We start from the raw sequence: 15957 nt of genomic DNA on the forward strand, positions 1-15957 counted from the left end.
CGGTCCTTCCGGGTAGATCGTCGCCGCGAGAGGCGCGGGGACGCAAAGTTTGGCGGAACCTATGGGCTGAACCTGCGCTTTGCAAGGGAGGCCGTGCAGGTTTCGCGCCCCCGTTGAACACAAGCTGAAGAGAGGTCAGGCAAGGGCTTGGCGGGCGTCGCAAAACACAGCATCTTCTGACGCAACCATACCGCTCAGGACCGCCTATGCCGACCTTGATCAAGATCGCCGGACTGCTGTTGCCGCTATTGTTCGGCAGTTTTGCAGCGCTCGCGGAACCTATGCCCGCACTTGGTCTGGCCGAGCGGCAGAGCTGGGTCGCAGTGGGCCCTGTCAACGCGGCGGGCTATCGCTCCAAGGCGTCTTGCACTGGGACATTGATCGCCCCGGATTTGGTGGTCACCGCCGCGCATTGCGTCGGTGGCACGCGCCATTTCGTGGCGGGCTGGGATCGCGGCAGCTTTGCAGCACACAGGGTTGCCGCCGAGGCGTTCGTCCATCCGGGCTATCCGGGCAGCGAAGGTCAGGCGCGGCTGCGCTATGACGTGGCCGTGTTGCAGCTGGAGACGGCGATCGCGCCCCGTTTGGTTGCCCCCCTGCAACTCAATGATGATCCGGCGCTCCGCAGTGGCGCGCTGTCAGTGTTGGGCTATCATCGTGAAAGGCCGCATGTGCTGAACGGACGCGACGACTGCGCAGTGCTGTCGGAGCCTGTTGAACCGATCCTGATGTTGGGCTGCGAGGTGATCGCAGGCAATTCCGGCGGGCCGGTGCTGGCGCAAACCGATATCGGGTGGGCCGTGGTGGCCATAGTTTCCGCGCGGACCAGCGGCCCCACCTCCCGCGCCCTGACCGTGCCCGTGGATGACTGGCTGATGGAACAGTGGCGCGCCGCGATGGACCGTGCTGCGGCATCCCAGTGAAATCTGACGGTTCCGCAGGCGGCTCATATCGGCCATAAGCAGCACAGAGACGACTCACCGCCAGGAGCACCGCCATGCACGATATTCGCGCGATCCGAGACAACCCCGCAGGTTTTGACGCCGCCCTTGCGCGTCGTGGGGACGCGCCGATATCGTCTGATCTGCTGGCGCTGGATGAGGCGCGGCGTGCCAAGATCAGCGCGGCGGAGAGCGCGCAGGCAGACCAGAACAAGGCGTCGAAAGAGGTGGGGGCGGCAAAGGCCGCTGGCAATGAGGCGGAGTTCGAACGGTTGCGGGCGCTTGTGGGCGAGAAAAAGGCCGAAGTGGCCGCGATGCAGGCCGAAGCCAAGTCGCTCAATGCCCAACTGACCGACCAGTTGGCGCGCATCGCCAACCTGCCGGCCGAGGACGTGCCGGACGGGGCGGACGAAGACGACAATGTCGAGGTCAACCGCTGGGGCACGCCCCGCGACCTCGGTTTTGCGCCCAAAGAGCATTTCGAGGTTGCGGGCGTCGCCGCCTCGATGGATTTCGAGACCGCTGCCAAAATCTCTGGCAGCCGCTTTGTCGTGCTGAAGGGCGCTGTGGCGCGCATCCACCGGGCCTTGGCGCAGTTCATGATCGACATCCATGTGGATGAAAACGGCCTGACCGAAATGCAGACGCCCGTGCTGGTGCGCAATGAGGCGATGTACGGGACCGACAAGCTGCCGAAATTCGGGGAAGACGGCTATCAGACCACCAATGGCTGGTGGCTGGTGCCCACCTCCGAAGTGCCGCTGACCTACACGGTGGCCGATGAGATTTTGGAGCAGACCGCCCTGCCCATCCGGATGACCGCGCACACGCTCTGCTTCCGCTCTGAGGCGGGCAGCGCGGGCAAGGACACCTCAGGCATGCTGCGCCAGCATCAGTTCGAGAAGGTCGAGATGGTTTCGATCACCCATCCTGATGACAGCGAGGCCGAGCAGAAACGCATGCTGCGGTGCGCCGAAGATCTGCTGGAGCGGTTGGAGATCCCCTTCCGTACGGTTGTTCTGTGTACGGGCGACATGGGGTTTGGCGCGCGGCGCACCTATGACATCGAGGCCTGGTTGCCGGGGCAAAACGCCTATCGCGAGATCTCCTCGGTCTCGACCACGGGCGACTTTCAGGCCCGCCGCATGAATGCGCGCTTCCGCCCCGCAGATGGGGGCAAACCGCAGTTCGTGCATACCCTGAATGGGTCGGGACTGGCTGTGGGGCGCTGCCTGATTGCGGTGCTGGAAAACGGGCAGCAGGCCGATGGGGCGGTGACCCTTCCGGCGGTTTTGGCCCCTTATCTCGGCGGCAAGACGACGCTTTCGGCGGACGGTCAACTGGTCTGATGCCCACAGGGCGGCGCCCAAGGTTAAGCGCGCCTTTGCTGGCCTTGGCGATTGACCCATGGACGCGAGGCATTAGGCTGCCGTGATGGACAAACCCAGCCTTCAAAGTGACCGCGACTGCGCCGCCGGGATCGAGGTGACGGACGCATTTGAGCCCTTCGTGCAGCGCAACGATGTCTTCACGCGCGCCTTCTGGGACCCGTCCGTGCGCAGCGCCAAGACCGATGCCTTTTTCGCCTCCTACCGGATGGAGGCCAGCCCGCGCCGCGGTGACGGCTTCAGCCAGCGCGACTTTGCCCTGCGCAATGCCGCGTGGTTGATCTCGGACATCATGACCGACCGCTTTGCCGATCAGGGCCGCCGCGAAGGGTTTCAGGCCTCCATCAGCGCAGACACGCCAGTGGCACCGGTTAAGCTAGACGTAGACAACCCAACCGAAATGTCGTCTGAGATCAAAAAGGTCGCCCGCTTTTTTAAAGCAGATCTTTGTGGGATCACGGCAATTGACCCGCGCTGGCACTACAGCAGCCGCGTCGATGTGCGCGACCTGTCCGATGCGCCCAACGACCTGCCGGAGGGACTCACCTCCGTGATCGTGCTGGGCCATGAGATGGACGCGGAGCTGGTCAACACCTACCCCGCAGCAACCGGCGGGGCCGCAACCGGGCGCGCCTATAGTCAGGAGGCTGCCACGGTCATGCAACTGGCCGCCTACATCCGCAATTTGGGCTACGAGGCGGTGCCGTCCATGAATGACACCGCTCTGGTGATCCCCTATGCGCTGCAAGCGGGTCTGGGCGAATATGCTCGCAACCAGATGGTGATCACGCCAGAGTTCGGCCCGCGTTTGCGGTTTTCGAAGATTTTCACCTCCCTGCCTCTGGCCCATGACAGGCCAAAACCGCTTGGGGTACGCGCTTTTTGCGATATCTGCACAAAATGCGCCGAGGCCTGCCCGGTCAACGCCCTGCCCTTCGGCGCGCCGGAGGTGGGTGGTGCCAATATCTCCGTTCTCAAGGGCGTCAAGAAATGGACGTCGGATGCGGAGAAATGCTTTGGCTTCTGGGCCAAGCTGGCCTCAGACTGCGCGATCTGCATGCGCGTCTGCCCGTTCAACCGCGATTTCAGGCACTGGCCGCACCGGCTCTGGCTGCGCCTCGCCCTCTCGCCACTGCGCCACCTGGCCCTTTGGTTGGACCGGGGCCGTGGCGGGCGGACCAAACCCAGTGCATGGTGGTCCGCCTCATAGGCGTCACGGCGCGGATCGGCGCACATTCCCGTGCCAGTCTTCACCTGCAATCGGCGCGGTTGTCAGGGCGCTTTTAAAGTCCACGTCTGTTCGCACTTCAGCCAGCATCAACCCGACAAGCACACCAGCGGCAAGCGCCAGCAGCACGCGCAGTGGAGCGCGCTCCACCCTGGGCCGTTGTTCAAAAGCGATATGAGCCATCTTAGCCTCCTTTCAGGCGTTCTCAGCGATGGCCCCTATGTATTCTCGCGCGACAAATTCTTAAAACGAATGTTTGGCATCTTATGCATCACGAGATGTGATCATGAAGGGGCAACCGCCTTGCGCACCATCTGCCAATACTCCGCTTCAACATCCTGAAGCGACAGCCGCCCCCCGGACCGGAACCAGGTGCTGACACCCGTGAGCATGGCAATCACCGCCAGCGTCGCGATCTTTGTGTCGGCCACGTCAAAGCTGCCATCCGTAACACCCGCGCGCAGGATTGCCTCCAACCGGTCCTCATATGCCCCGCGCATCGCCTCGATGCGCGCGAAATTGTCAGAGGTGAGATTGCGCAGCTCCATATAGGCAATGAACACCGCATCGGGGCGGTCGTGATGAAAGCGGATATGGAACCGCACAAAATGCTCCAGCCGCGCCTCTGGCGTGGCGGTTGGATCATCCTCGAAGGTCTGCAACAGCGCCTCCAGATGGCTCTGCATCAAGTCAAACAGCAAGCTCTGCTTGTCGGCAGTGTAGTTGTAGAGTGCCCCGGCCTGCACGCCGACCTCGCGCGCAATCTCACGCATGGAGACGGCGGCAAACCCGCGGGCCGCAAAGAGTTTCTGCGCCGCCGCGCGGACGCGGGGGCCGGTGATATCTGAATGTGAGCCTGCGGTGCGCGCCATGGGTCGATCATGATCTGAACGCTTGTTCAAAACAATGCTTTCTTGCGTGCGGCGGGACCATCAGGCACAACGGATGCACCAATTGGAGGTCTCAGATGCGCCTTGCGCCCCTTGTCCTTGTGCTGCCCTTTGCCGCCTGCGTGCAGTTTCCTAAGATTGATGACGCCACCGATCAGGCAGCCCGTGATGCCGCCTATCCAAAGCTGATCCCGCTCGACACGATTCCGCAGAGTTCGGCGCAAGATCTGACAGATCAGCAAGAGGTGCAGGAGAGCCTTGAACAGCGGGTCAGCAGCCTGCAAGCGCGTGCTGCCCGGTTGCGCAGCGGAGGGCTGACCCCCGAGGAACGGGCGCGCCTTGACGACAAGGTCGAGTAGCGCGTTGCACGTGCGCGGCGAACCGGCTACATGGCGCGCAACGGCACTCTAGCGCAAAGGATCTGCGGTCATGTCTGCACCACTTCGTCTTGGCATCGCGGGTCTGGGCACGGTCGGCATCGGCGTGCTGCGCATCATCCGCCAACACGCGTCGCTTCTGGCAGAGCGCACCGGTCGTGACATCTTGATCACAGCGGTGTCGGCACGCGAAAAGTCGAAAGACCGCGGCCTGCCTCTGGATCGCTACGACTGGGAAGAGGATCCGGTCGCCCTGGCCACCCGCGACGATGTGGATGTGTTTGTCGAGTTGATTGGCGGTGATGAAGGCCCGGCCAAAGATGCCGTCGAAGCCGCACTTGCCGCAGGCAAGGATGTGGTCACCGCCAACAAGGCGCTCCTGGCCATTCACGGCCAGGCCCTGGCGAAAGCCGCCGAGGGTGCAGGCCGCGCGCTGCGGTACGAGGCAGCTGTTGCAGGCGGCATCCCGGTGATCAAGGCGCTGTCCGAAGGGCTGGCAGGCAATGAGATCACCCGCGTGATGGGCGTGATGAACGGCTCCTGCAACTACATCCTGACGCGTATGGAATCCGCCGGTCTGAGCTATGAAGAAGTCTTTGCCGAAGCCGACGGGTTGGGCTATCTCGAAGCGGACCCTCAGCTCGACGTGGGCGGCATCGACGCAGCACATAAGCTCGCAATCCTCTCCTCTCTCGCCTTCGGCACTGTGGTCGATTTCAGCGGCATCACGCTGGAAGGCATCGACCGTGTGAGCATCGAGGACATCCACGCCGCCGCCGACATGGGCTACAAGATCAAGCTTCTGGGCGTGGCGCAGAAAACCGGGCGCGGGCTGGAGCAGCGCATGCAACCCTGTCTGGTGCCTGATAGCTCGCCGCTGGGCCAGTTGGATGGCGGCACCAACATGGTTGTGCTGGAAGGTGACGCGGTGGGCCAGATCGTGCTACGCGGCCCCGGCGCGGGCGAAGGGCCGACTGCGAGCGCGGTCATGGCGGATGTCTGTGACATCGCGCGCGGCCTGCGCGGCCCGGTCTTTGGCAAGCCTGCAGCGACCCTCGCGTCCGTGCCCCGCGCCCACGCTGATCTGCCCGCGCCCTACTACCTGCGCATGACGCTGGAGGACAAACCCGGCGCCCTTGCCAAGATCGCATCGGTCTTGGGCGACGCGGGCATCTCCATCGACCGGATGCGCCAGTACGGACACGCGGACACCACCGCCCCTGTGCTCATCGTCACGCATAAGACCACACCCGACGCGCTGACCCGCGCCTTGGCCGCGATGGAGGCGACACGCGTGCTCTCCGGCCCGGCAGTTGCGCTGCGGATCGAAGCCGTCTGACCCCAAGCCCGGGACGCGCAGTTGTCTCTGCAGACCCCGACAGCTAAACCTACCTTCATATTTCGCCCCAAAAAGGAACAGTTTTCATGGCCGGCCACGCAGAATTTCAGGACCGTATGCTTTCATTGGGCCTCGCCCGTGTTTCCGAAGCGGCAGCCCTCGCCTCCGCCCGGCTGGTGGGCCATGGCGACGAGAAAGCGGCTGATCAGGCCGCGGTGAACGCCATGCGCGAACAGCTCAACATGCTCGATATCGCAGGTGTTGTGGTCATCGGTGAAGGCGAGCGCGACGAGGCGCCCATGCTCTATATCGGCGAAGAAGTGGGCACCGGCAACGGCCCGGGCGTGGACATCGCGCTCGACCCGCTGGAAGGCACGACGCTGACGGCCAAGGACATGCCCAACGCGCTCACGGTCATTGCCATGGGGCCGCGCGGCTCCATGCTGCATGCGCCGGATGTTTATATGGACAAGCTCGCCATCGGGCCGGGCTATGCGGCAGATGTGGTGACGCTCGACATGACACCGGGCGAGCGGGTTTCGGCGCTGGCCAAGGCCAAAGGGTGCGGCGCGTCGGACATCACGGTCTGCATCCTTGAACGCCCCCGCCATGAAACGGTCATCGCCGAGGTCCGCGCCACGGGCGCCTCGATCCGCCTGATCACCGATGGCGATGTGGCCGGTGTCATGCACTGCGCCGAGCCCATGACCGGTATCGACATGTACATGGGCGCAGGTGGTGCACCTGAGGGCGTGTTGGCCGCAGCGGCGCTCAAATGCATGGGTGGTCAGATGTATGGCCGTCTGCTCTTCCGAAACGACGACGAAAGGGGCCGCGCCGCCAAAGCCGGAATCACCGATCTGAACAAGATCTACAGCCGCGACGAGATGGTGACCGAAGACGTGATCTTTGCCGCCACCGGTGTGACCGACGGCAACATCCTGCCTGCCGTGAAGCGCGAGCCCGGCTGGATGACCACCGAAACCCTGATCATGCGCTCCAAGACCGGGTCGGTACGGCGGATCAACTACCGCACCCCAGTCGAGACACAGTGAACCGGGCCGGGCACGGTGCGGCGTGAGCGGGAGCTTTCTCGGCGTTGAACGCAGCCTGACAGGCCGCCGCTGGGTCGGCCCACCGGTGGAAACCGCGCGCGCCGCCGAAGCGCTGGCGCAGCAAAGCGGCTTGCCCGACGCGGTGGCGCAGGTTCTGGCGCGGCGTGGCGTGACAGCATCGGAGGCGGACGCCTTCCTCGCCCCTGCCCTGCGCGACCTGTTGCCCGACCCGCGCAGCCTGAAAGACATGCAGAGCGCGGCAACCCGCATTCTGGCAGCGCTGCGTGCGCGTGAGAAAATTGCGATCTTTGCGGACTATGATGTGGATGGCGGCGCTTCTGCCGCGCTGCTCATCGTCTGGCTGCGCCAGGTGGGTCAGAGCGCCACGCTCTACATCCCTGATCGGATCGACGAAGGGTACGGGCCGAATGACGCCGCCATGGCCGATCTGGCCAATACACATGATCTGATCATCTGCGTCGATTGCGGGACGCTGTCGCATGGCCCGATTGCTGCAGCCGAAGGCGCCGATGTGCTTGTGCTGGACCATCACCTGGGCGCCGAGACCTTGCCCCCGGCCTACGCCGTGGTGAACCCGAACCGGCAGGATGAAAGTGGCGATCTGGCGCATCTTTGTGCCGCCGGGGTTGTGTTTCTTTTGCTGGTCGAGATGGGCCGCCAGCTGCGCGCCGCCGGTCAGACCGGGCCGGATCTGATGAGCCTGCTCGATCTTGTAGCACTTGCGACGGTAGCTGATGTGGCCCCGCTGGTCGGTGTCAACCGCGCCTTCGTGCGCCAGGGCCTGCGGGTTATGGCCCGGCGGGATCGCGTAGGGCTGGCTGCCCTAGCGGATGTGGCGCGGATGGACACGGCACCGACGGCCTATCATCTGGGCTTTCTGCTCGGCCCGCGCGTGAACGCAGGCGGGCGCATTGGGGCGGCAGATCTCGGCGCGCGGCTGTTGGCTGCGGATGACCCGCACGAAGCGGAGGCTCTAGCGGAGCGGCTGGACCAGCTCAACACCGAACGGCGTGAGATCGAAGCCAGTGTGCGCGCAGCGGCGCTGGATCAAGCGGAGAGCCGCGGACTCGATGCGCCGCTCGTCTGGGCGGCGGGGCCCGGCTGGCACCCCGGGGTTGTGGGCATAGTGGCCTCCCGCCTCAAGGATGCCTCCGGCCGGCCCAGCATCGTAATTGGGCTGGAGAATCGTATCGGCAAAGGCTCAGGCCGCTCCATCTCCGGTATCGACCTGGGTCAGCCGATCCAGCGCCTCGCGCGGGAGGGGCTGCTGCTCAAAGGCGGTGGTCACAAGATGGCGGCAGGGCTGACGGTTGCCGAAGACAAGCTGGACGCCGCGATGGCGCGGCTTGGCGAGCTTCTGGCGAAACAGGGCGCGCATCTGGCAGGCGCGGCGGACCTGAAGCTCGACGGCCTGCTGATGCCCGCAGCCGCCACAGTTGAGCTGACGGAGATGATCGAGCAGGCTGGCCCCTTTGGCGCAGGCGCCCCGGCCCCGCGCTATGTCTTTGCCGATATGGCGATCCGCTTTGCCAAACGTTTGGGTGAAAGCCACCTCAAGATCAGCTTTGCCGCCCCCGGCGGCCCAACGCTCGATGGCATCTGCTTTGGCGCCTTCGACGGCCCATTGGGCCCGGCACTTGAGGCTCATGGCGGCGCGCATTTCCACCTGGCCGGGCGGCTTGACATCAACACCTGGCAGGGCCGGCAAAGCGTGCAACTGCGCCTGGAGGATGCCGCGCCTGCAGAGCGCTGACAGCGGTAAAGTTTCTTAAGCCCGGGCGCAATTTCCGCTTGCGCGCCGCGCCCGGATTGCCTAATCAACCGCTCACGATCCAGTGGCCCGTTCGTCTATCGGTTAGGACGCCAGGTTTTCAACCTGGAAAGAGGGGTTCGATTCCCCTACGGGCTGCCACTTCCATCATATCTGCAACAGAACCATGGTCGTTTTGATCATCTCTGATAACGCTTGCGCAGTCATTGGCCCCGGTTTCCATCCATGCGGTCTGTTGACGGAGGGGTGTGATGTCCAACCACCATCCGTTGGAAAACCTGCTGCTCAAGTTTGCCGTCGCGACCGGGACAACTACGTCCCCAAAGTACCGCGATGATATCCGAACTTAAGCTGAAGCGATGTTGAACAGTAACTTCATCCTGATCTTGCTGGGCAACGTCATTCTTGGCTCGGCCCTGCCTATGCTGATCCTCCTCGGCGTCCTGTCCGGTGCATGGCTGGCTCCGATGGGCTGGCTGGCAACGGCGCCACCGTCAATCTCAATGCTCGCAGGGATCGCCGTCGCCTCTCCGCTTTCGCTGTTCATGGGGCGTTACGGCCGCCGTATGGGCTTTTTGCTCGGCGCGGGGGCGCAGATCTCGGGTGCCGGGCTGGCCGTAGTGGCATTGGTGATGCAGAATTTCATCCTCCTATGTCTGGCCCATGCCGCCCTTGGCTGCGCCCTGATCTGCGTGAATTACTTCCGCTTTGCCGCTGCCGAAGCCGTGAGCGAGGCACAGCGACCGCAGGCGATCTCCTTCACCCTTGCCTCCGGTCTGGTGGCCGCCTTGATCGGGCCGGAACTGTTCTCCTGGTCAAAGGATGCGCTGGCGCCCACACCTCTGGCAGGCGCTTATGCCACCATCGCGCTGCTGGGTGTGTTGGGTGCCCTGCCCGTGCTGGGCCTCAGGATGAGACCGGTCGAGCAGCCAGTTCAAACGACACCTCAATTCGCGAAGCTTCGGGAGATCGTCGCACAGAACCCCAAAGTTCTTGTCGCAATAGGCGTTGCCGCGCTTTCGCAGGCAATCATGGTCTTGCTGATGACCCCGACACCCCTGGCCATGATCGGATGCGACTTTGTCGAGGATCAGGCCGCTGACGTTATTCGCTGGCATGTGGTCGCCATGTTCGCACCGGGCTTTGTGAGCGGAGCGCTCATCAAGCGGTTTGGTGCGGAGAGGGTGGCCATCAGCGGCCTTGCCCTCATTCTGTTTTCAGCCCTCGTCGCCTTGTCTGGGGTGGAGCTCATGAACTTCTATTCCGCGCTGATTGTGCTGGGTGTCGGCTGGAACTTCGGGTTCGTAAGCGGCACCTACATGCTGCAATCCGCGCTGAGCGCGCGGGATGCGCCCTTGGTTCAGGGCGCGAATGACACACTTCTCGCGATCTCAGCCACAACAGCATCACTGCTGTCCGGCGCGCTTTACGCGGGGATCGGTTGGCTTGGGCTGGCCGCCTTCTCACTGCCATTGTCGTTGTTGTTCTGCTTTATACTGCTCCGCGCAAATCGCCGCACGATGGTCTGAGAACTGGCCAAGCAAAGACATTCTAGCGGCGTCGGCTCCTCTGTACGCAGGGGCCGCACCATATGCATACCCTACGTTACACGGATGGAAATGCACCGTCCGGCAAAAGCACATCCGGCACGTTCTGATAGCAGACAGGACGCAGGAAGCGACGGATCGCGAGCGTGCCCACAGAGGTTGCACCAAAGTTGGTGGACGCCGGATAGGGCCCGCCGTGCACCATGGCATCCGAGACCTCCACGCCGGTCGGGAATCCGTTCACAAGAACGCGTCCCGCTTTGCGCTCCAAGAGCGGCATCAGCGCCTGCGCGGCAACCGTATCGCTTGTGTCCATATGCAGGGTGCAGGTCAACTGCCCTTCCAGTGACCGGGCGATCTGCGCCATCTCCTCTGCATCCTGCACCATCACAACGATGCCAAGCGGGCCGAAGACCTCCTCTTGCAGCGTGGGATTATCCATCCAGTCTTTTGCGGAGATCCGGAAGAGATAAGGGCGCGCCGCGCGCCCATCAGAACGCGTTCCAATGATCTCCTGCGCACCCTCTGCGATGCGCTCGACCCCGTTGCGAAAGGCGTCCGCAATACCATCGGTGAGCATGGTCTGACCATCGACCTCGCCAAGCGCGGCCTCAGCGGCGCCGACAAAGCTGTCGTGGTCCGGGAGGACAACCGCAATCCCGGGGTTGGTGCAGAACTGCCCCGCGCCCATGGTGAGCGATGCGGCCCAGCCCGCGCCCATCTCAGCCCCGCGTGCGGCCATTGCACCTGGCAGTACAAACATCGGATTGACCGAGCCCAGCTCACCAAAGAAGGGGATCGGATCAGGGCGCGCGGCACAGAGATCAAAAAGCGCCCGCCCACCTGCAAGCGAGCCGGTGAAGCCCACCGCGCGGATCAGAGGGTGCTGCACAAGGCTGCTGCCCACATCCTGCGTGTCCGACTGGATCAGGCTGAAGACGCCGGGATGCACACCGCAGGATTGGATCGCGGCAGCGATGGCCTGGGCCACAATCTCGCCCGTACCTGGATGCGCCGGGTGCCCTTTGACCACAACCGGGCATCCGGCTGCCAGCGCCGCGGCGGTGTCTCCGCCCGCAGTGGAGAAGGCCAGCGGGAAGTTCGACGCACCAAAGACCGCCACCGGCCCAATCGGCCGCTGCACCATCTTCAGATCGGGCCGCGGCAGCGGCGCACGGTCTGGCAGCGCTGTGTCATGGCGCCGGTCAAGATAGTCGCCTTTCAGGATATGCTCGGCAAAGAGCCGCAGCTGACCGGTCGTGCGCCCGCGTTCACCTTGCAACCGTGCTTCGGGCAGTCCGGTCTCCTGCGTGCCAATCTCGGTGATCTCCGCGCCCCGCGCTTCGATCTCATCGGCCACCGCGTTCAGAAACGCAGCCCTGTCCTGCGCAGATGACCAGCCGTAGCTGAGGAAGGCCTCCTCCGCTGCCTCGCAAGCGCGACCCACCAAGGCCGGGGTACCTGCGCAAAACTCATGGGACGGACCATGCGCGGGCGCGGAGGCAAAGCGCGCCTCACTCTCCACCCACTGGCCGGAAATCAGATGTTTGCCTGTCAAACCCATCTTACGCGTCCTCGGTTTCTGCGGCCTCAACCCCATCGGTTGCAGCCCGGTTGTTGGCCATATTCACGCACATGGTGAAGGCGTTCTTGGTGGGCACCAGATTGGCTTTTGCTTGTCCGGCAATGTCGAACGCCGTTCCATGGGCCGGGGTGGTAATCGGCAGCGGAAGACCGGCAAGAACAGACACCCCCCGGTCAAACCCAAGCAGCTTGATCGCGATCTGCCCCTGATCGTGATACATGGTGACAACGGCGTCATAGTCACCATCCCGCACCTTGAGCCAGAGCGTATCCGCAGGCAGCGGGCCCACACAGTTGATCTGGCGCTGACGCGCCTTCTCAACGGCCGGCTGGATCACGCGGATCTCTTCATCCCCCATCAGCCCGCCGTCACCCGCATGGGGGTTGTAGGCCGCAACGACGATGCGCGGACGCTCATAGCCTGCCGAGCGCAAGGTCTGATCGGCCAGTGCAATGCTGTCCTCGATGCTCTCGATGGTGAGCAGCTCGGGCACGTCCTTCATGGCCACATGGCTGGTCACACGCCCGTTCCACATGCCGTTGGCCACGTTGAACTCACTGGCGCGGGTCGTCAGGCCAAAGAAATCCCGTGCAAACCCCAGCTCATCCGCAAAAACATTGCCGCCCTTGTGCATGGATTCCTTGTTGAAGGGCATGAAGACCAACCCGTCGATTTCCCCTGCCTGCTTGCGTTCAAAGCCACGGCGCAACCCCTCCATCGAAGACCGGCCACCCGCCGCGCTGGTTTCTGCAACGGGCACATCGCCGATGCCGTCAATGGGCAGGTCCAGATGCAGGATCTCACCGTCCGCAACCTCAAGCGGCGCGTCTATGGCCGCGTGGCGCAGGCCGTCGATGGTGACGCCCATCTGTTCTTCGCCGCGGGCAAAAACCTCCGGCGCGCCAATGACCACGAGGTTGGCGGCCGCGCGCACATCCGGCTCTGACAGCAGGCGGATCAGAAGCTCAGGCCCGATGCCCGCAGGATCGCCCTGGACCAAGGCTATGGTTTTCTTGCTCATGTCGTGTTTTGCCTTTCCAGTCTTGCTTGCGCTGCTGCGATGTTGACGATGGCCACTTCGAGATGACGCCGCATGTGCTGCCCGCAGGCCGCACCGTCACGGGCCTTGAGTGCTGCGATAATGTCTTCGTGTTGGCCCAGCGTCGCATCGCGGGCCGTGCGCATCTTCGACGAGATAAACCGCGCCCGCCAAAGTCGCGAGTTATACGCGTGATGGGTCTCGGAGAGCGGCGCGTTGCCCGCCGCCCTCACAATGGTCTGATGAAAAGCCATGTCCCAACGAAAGAAATCGAGTGGGTCGGTGCCCGCAGGGGCGGTGCGCATCATCTCCTCAAACCGGGCAGCCTCGGCAATCTCGGCATCTGTGGCGTTCTTGCAGGCAAGCTCACCCGCCAGCGCCTCCAGCGCGCCCAACACGGCGAGGTTTTCGCTGATCTCATCCATCGACGGATCCGCCACCCGAGGGCGCCGGGTGGGGCCGTAGTCGATCAACCCCTCCCCCTCAAGCTGGCGCAGCGCCTCCTTGAGCGGTGTGCGGCTGATGCCAAGCGCTTCGGAGAGATCGCGCTCGGGCACCGGAACACCCGGCGCAAGCTTGCCCAAGAGAATGAACTCCCGCAGCGTATCCGCCGCCTCTTCGGCCAGAGAGCGCCGCGGCTTGATTGCACCGAAGGCGCGCAGATCATCGGTCCAGGTTGCTTGTTTACTCATTATTTTCCCCAGCGCAGCACCACCGGATCAAGCGGCCGGATGAGATCGAGATAGCCTTCACTCGCCCAACGGGGAAGTGGCGCAATCGGATGTCGGCAAAAATCGCTGCCGATGACGCCACCTGCCAGCATCGCAGCCTTCGCCGCGCGGAACTGGCATTGCCGGTTCTCAAAATTGATTGCGGGCAAAACTCGGGCATAGGCCACCTCGGCCGCCGCACGATCACCTGCGAGATGATGTGTGACCACGGGTTTGATCTGATCAGTGATGGATGCGCTGGTCATCGTCCCGGTGGCGCCCGCGTCCAGATCCGCCATCAGCGTAATGCCTTCTTCGCCGTCGAACGGTCCGTCGATATCTGCGCCCGCCACTTCCAGCAACGCGCGGAGTTTGGCGGCAGTGCCCACGCTTTCGATCTTGAGCAGCTTCAACATCTCGATCTCGCGCGCCATGCGGGCGAGCAGCGGGACGTCCAGATCCACGCCCGACAGCGGCGCATCCTGCAGCATGATCGGGATGCCCACCTCGCCCACAGCCGCGAATTGATCATAGGTCTGCTGGGCTGAGCCTTTCAGCGTCGCCCCGTGATAGGGGGCCATCATCATGACAATGGCCGCCCCCATCTCCTTGGCCTGCCGGGCGCGGGCCACGGCAATATCGGTCGCGAAATGGCTGATTGTGACAATCACCGGGACACGGCCCGCCACATGTTCCAGCGACGCCTTGGTTAGGTCATAGCGCTCCTGATCCGAGAGCAGGAACTGCTCGGAATAATTCGCCAGGATGCAGACCCCATTAGAGCCCTGATCAATCATGCACTCCAGCGCACGGGTGGAGCCTTCAAGATCCAGTGTGCCGTCAGCGTGAAAGGCGGTGGGCGCAACAGGCCAGATGCCGGAGTATGGTTTCATTCTGTGATCTCGAAATGTTTGAGGTGTGTGGCGGAAATGGTGATGCCCAGGCCTGGTGTGTCATCGTCAAGCTGCAGATAGCCGTCCACCGCCTCGGCATCACCGTCGAATATATAGTAGAACAGCTCATTGCCGACCTCGACGTCGAAGACGGGGAAGTATTCGCTGATTGGGCAATTCGCGTTGGCCATGGTCAGGTGGTAGTTGTGCATCTGTCCCGCATGCGGGATCACCGGGATCTGCGCGGCCTCGGCGATGGCGTTGATCTTCTGCGCCGCCGTGATGCCGCCGACGCGGTTGGTGTCGTATTGCAAGACACTGACAGCCTTGCGCTGGATCAGATCGTTGCAGCCGATGAAGCTGAACTCATGCTCACCGCCCGAGATGGGCACAATGTTCATCGCATTGAGCTCGATGTAGCCCTGCACATCGTCTGCGATCACCGGCTCCTCCAGCCAGCGCGGCTCGTATTTGGCGAGCTTGGGCAACATGCGTTTGGCATAGTCCAGGTTCCAGCCCATGTAGCATTCGAGCATGAGATCGACATCATAGCCCAGCACCTCGCGCAGCGCCTCCACGCGTTTGAGGTTCTCGCGCATGCCCGCCATGCCATCCTTGGGGCCAAAGCCAAAGCGGGACTTGAACGCCTGATAGCCGTGGCTTGCGGCCTCTTCGGCCTCGCGCTGCATCGCCTCGACGCTGTCGGCATAGAGCTTGGAGTAATAGACCGGGATTTTCTCCTTCGTGCGCCCACCCAATAGCTTGAAGACCGGCTTGCCCACCAGCTTGCCCATCAGATCCCAGATCGCAATGTCGATGGCGCTGATCGCGGTCATGCCGATGCCCTTGCGACCCCAGGCGTGCGTGCGGCGGTACATCTTTTCCCAGATATAGGCGTAGTCAAATGGATCTTCGCCGATCACCAGCGGGGCATACCACTCGTCAATCGCCTGTTTCACCACCCCCGGCGCGAGGGCCGCATTGCCGATGCCGACGGTGCCATCCTCGGTTTCCACTTCGCAGGTCAGCCACTGGTGGAAGCGGAACGACGCCATCGCGTCCCCCTTCATCCACAGCGCGTCGGAAGCATTGGTGCAGAAATTGCCCTGCGGCGGGACGGTCGGGCCTTTCCAGGTCCAGACCCGCGTACGAACGGATTTGATAACTGACATA

At 63.3% G+C, this 15957-nt stretch carries 15 protein-coding genes and 1 tRNA gene; 9 read left to right on the plus strand and 7 right to left on the minus strand.

Going from position 1 to position 15957, the window contains the following annotated elements:
- The first annotated feature begins 206 nt into the window (after positions 1-206).
- From So717_RS20740 to So717_RS20750, 3 genes are all read left to right on the plus strand, one after another.
- The gene (locus So717_RS20740) at positions 207-923 is read left to right on the plus strand and encodes a trypsin-like serine peptidase (RefSeq protein ID WP_159980897.1); all 717 of its coding nucleotides are present in this window, start codon (positions 207-209) and stop codon (positions 921-923) included.
- Positions 924-997: 74 nt separating this feature from the next.
- Positions 998-2290, plus strand: a complete 1293-nt coding sequence (gene serS, locus So717_RS20745; protein WP_159980899.1) for a serine--tRNA ligase — start codon at positions 998-1000, stop codon at positions 2288-2290.
- A gap of 85 nt (positions 2291-2375) precedes the next feature.
- Complete coding sequence (locus So717_RS20750; protein ID WP_159980901.1) at positions 2376-3539, plus strand: 4Fe-4S double cluster binding domain-containing protein; 1164 nt, start codon at positions 2376-2378, stop codon at positions 3537-3539.
- Between the two features lie 3 nt (positions 3540-3542).
- Here So717_RS20750 and So717_RS20755 read toward each other — a convergent pair whose 3' ends face one another.
- Both So717_RS20755 and So717_RS20760 read right to left on the minus strand, forming a co-directional pair.
- Positions 3543-3740, minus strand: coding sequence for a hypothetical protein (locus tag So717_RS20755; protein ID WP_159980903.1), 198 nt, complete (start codon positions 3738-3740; stop codon positions 3543-3545).
- Positions 3741-3841: 101 nt separating this feature from the next.
- Entirely contained in the window at positions 3842-4429 is a 588-nt protein-coding gene (locus So717_RS20760; protein ID WP_159980905.1) for a TetR/AcrR family transcriptional regulator, read from the minus strand.
- Between the two features lie 95 nt (positions 4430-4524).
- On the opposite strand from So717_RS20760, the gene So717_RS20765 reads away from it, so the two are divergent.
- The 6 genes from So717_RS20765 to So717_RS20790 all read left to right on the plus strand — a co-directional run bounded on the left by So717_RS20765 (position 4525) and on the right by So717_RS20790 (position 10539).
- A complete protein-coding gene (locus tag So717_RS20765; RefSeq protein WP_159980907.1) occupies positions 4525-4806 on the plus strand; it encodes a hypothetical protein in 282 nt (93 codons plus the stop codon).
- Between the two features lie 70 nt (positions 4807-4876).
- Complete coding sequence (locus tag So717_RS20770) at positions 4877-6163, plus strand: homoserine dehydrogenase (protein WP_159980909.1); 1287 nt, start codon at positions 4877-4879, stop codon at positions 6161-6163.
- Positions 6164-6249: 86 nt separating this feature from the next.
- Positions 6250-7218, plus strand: a complete 969-nt coding sequence (gene glpX / locus So717_RS20775) for a class II fructose-bisphosphatase (protein WP_159980911.1) — start codon at positions 6250-6252, stop codon at positions 7216-7218.
- A 22-nt stretch (positions 7219-7240) separates the two neighbouring features.
- Positions 7241-8992 carry a single-stranded-DNA-specific exonuclease RecJ gene (gene recJ, locus So717_RS20780; RefSeq protein ID WP_159980913.1) on the plus strand — a complete coding sequence of 584 codons (1752 nt, stop codon included), beginning with the start codon at positions 7241-7243 and terminating at the stop codon, positions 8990-8992.
- 84 nt (positions 8993-9076) lie between these two features.
- Positions 9077-9151: transfer RNA gene (locus So717_RS20785), tRNA-Glu, on the plus strand.
- Between the two features lie 218 nt (positions 9152-9369).
- A complete protein-coding gene (locus tag So717_RS20790; RefSeq protein WP_159980915.1) occupies positions 9370-10539 on the plus strand; it encodes an MFS transporter in 1170 nt (389 codons plus the stop codon).
- Positions 10540-10615: 76 nt separating this feature from the next.
- On the opposite strand, the gene So717_RS20795 is transcribed toward So717_RS20790, so the two are convergent.
- From So717_RS20795 to So717_RS20815, 5 genes are read right to left on the minus strand one after another with little or no spacing between them, the layout of a single operon-like run.
- Positions 10616-12121 carry an aldehyde dehydrogenase (NADP(+)) gene (locus So717_RS20795; RefSeq protein WP_159980917.1) on the minus strand — a complete coding sequence of 502 codons (1506 nt, stop codon included), beginning with the start codon at positions 12119-12121 and terminating at the stop codon, positions 10616-10618.
- 1 nt (position 12122) lies between these two features.
- A complete protein-coding gene (locus tag So717_RS20800) occupies positions 12123-13163 on the minus strand; it encodes a 4-hydroxythreonine-4-phosphate dehydrogenase PdxA (RefSeq protein ID WP_159980919.1) in 1041 nt (346 codons plus the stop codon).
- Complete coding sequence (locus tag So717_RS20805; protein ID WP_159980921.1) at positions 13160-13873, minus strand: GntR family transcriptional regulator; 714 nt, start codon at positions 13871-13873, stop codon at positions 13160-13162. The genes So717_RS20800 and So717_RS20805 overlap by 4 nt, the downstream gene beginning before the upstream one ends.
- On the minus strand, positions 13873-14784 hold the full coding sequence (locus So717_RS20810; RefSeq protein ID WP_159980923.1) for a dihydrodipicolinate synthase family protein: 912 nt from the start codon (positions 14782-14784) through the stop codon (positions 13873-13875). Before So717_RS20810 ends, So717_RS20805 begins: the two co-directional genes overlap by 1 nt.
- Positions 14781-15956: an L-rhamnonate dehydratase gene (locus So717_RS20815; protein WP_159980925.1), complete on the minus strand. Its 1176-nt coding sequence runs from the start codon at positions 15954-15956 to the stop codon at positions 14781-14783. The genes So717_RS20810 and So717_RS20815 overlap by 4 nt, the downstream gene beginning before the upstream one ends.
- Position 15957 lies beyond the last annotated feature (1 nt).

The organism is Roseobacter cerasinus (assembly GCF_009811755.1).
Classification (GTDB): Bacteria; Pseudomonadota; Alphaproteobacteria; order Rhodobacterales; family Rhodobacteraceae; genus Roseobacter; species Roseobacter cerasinus.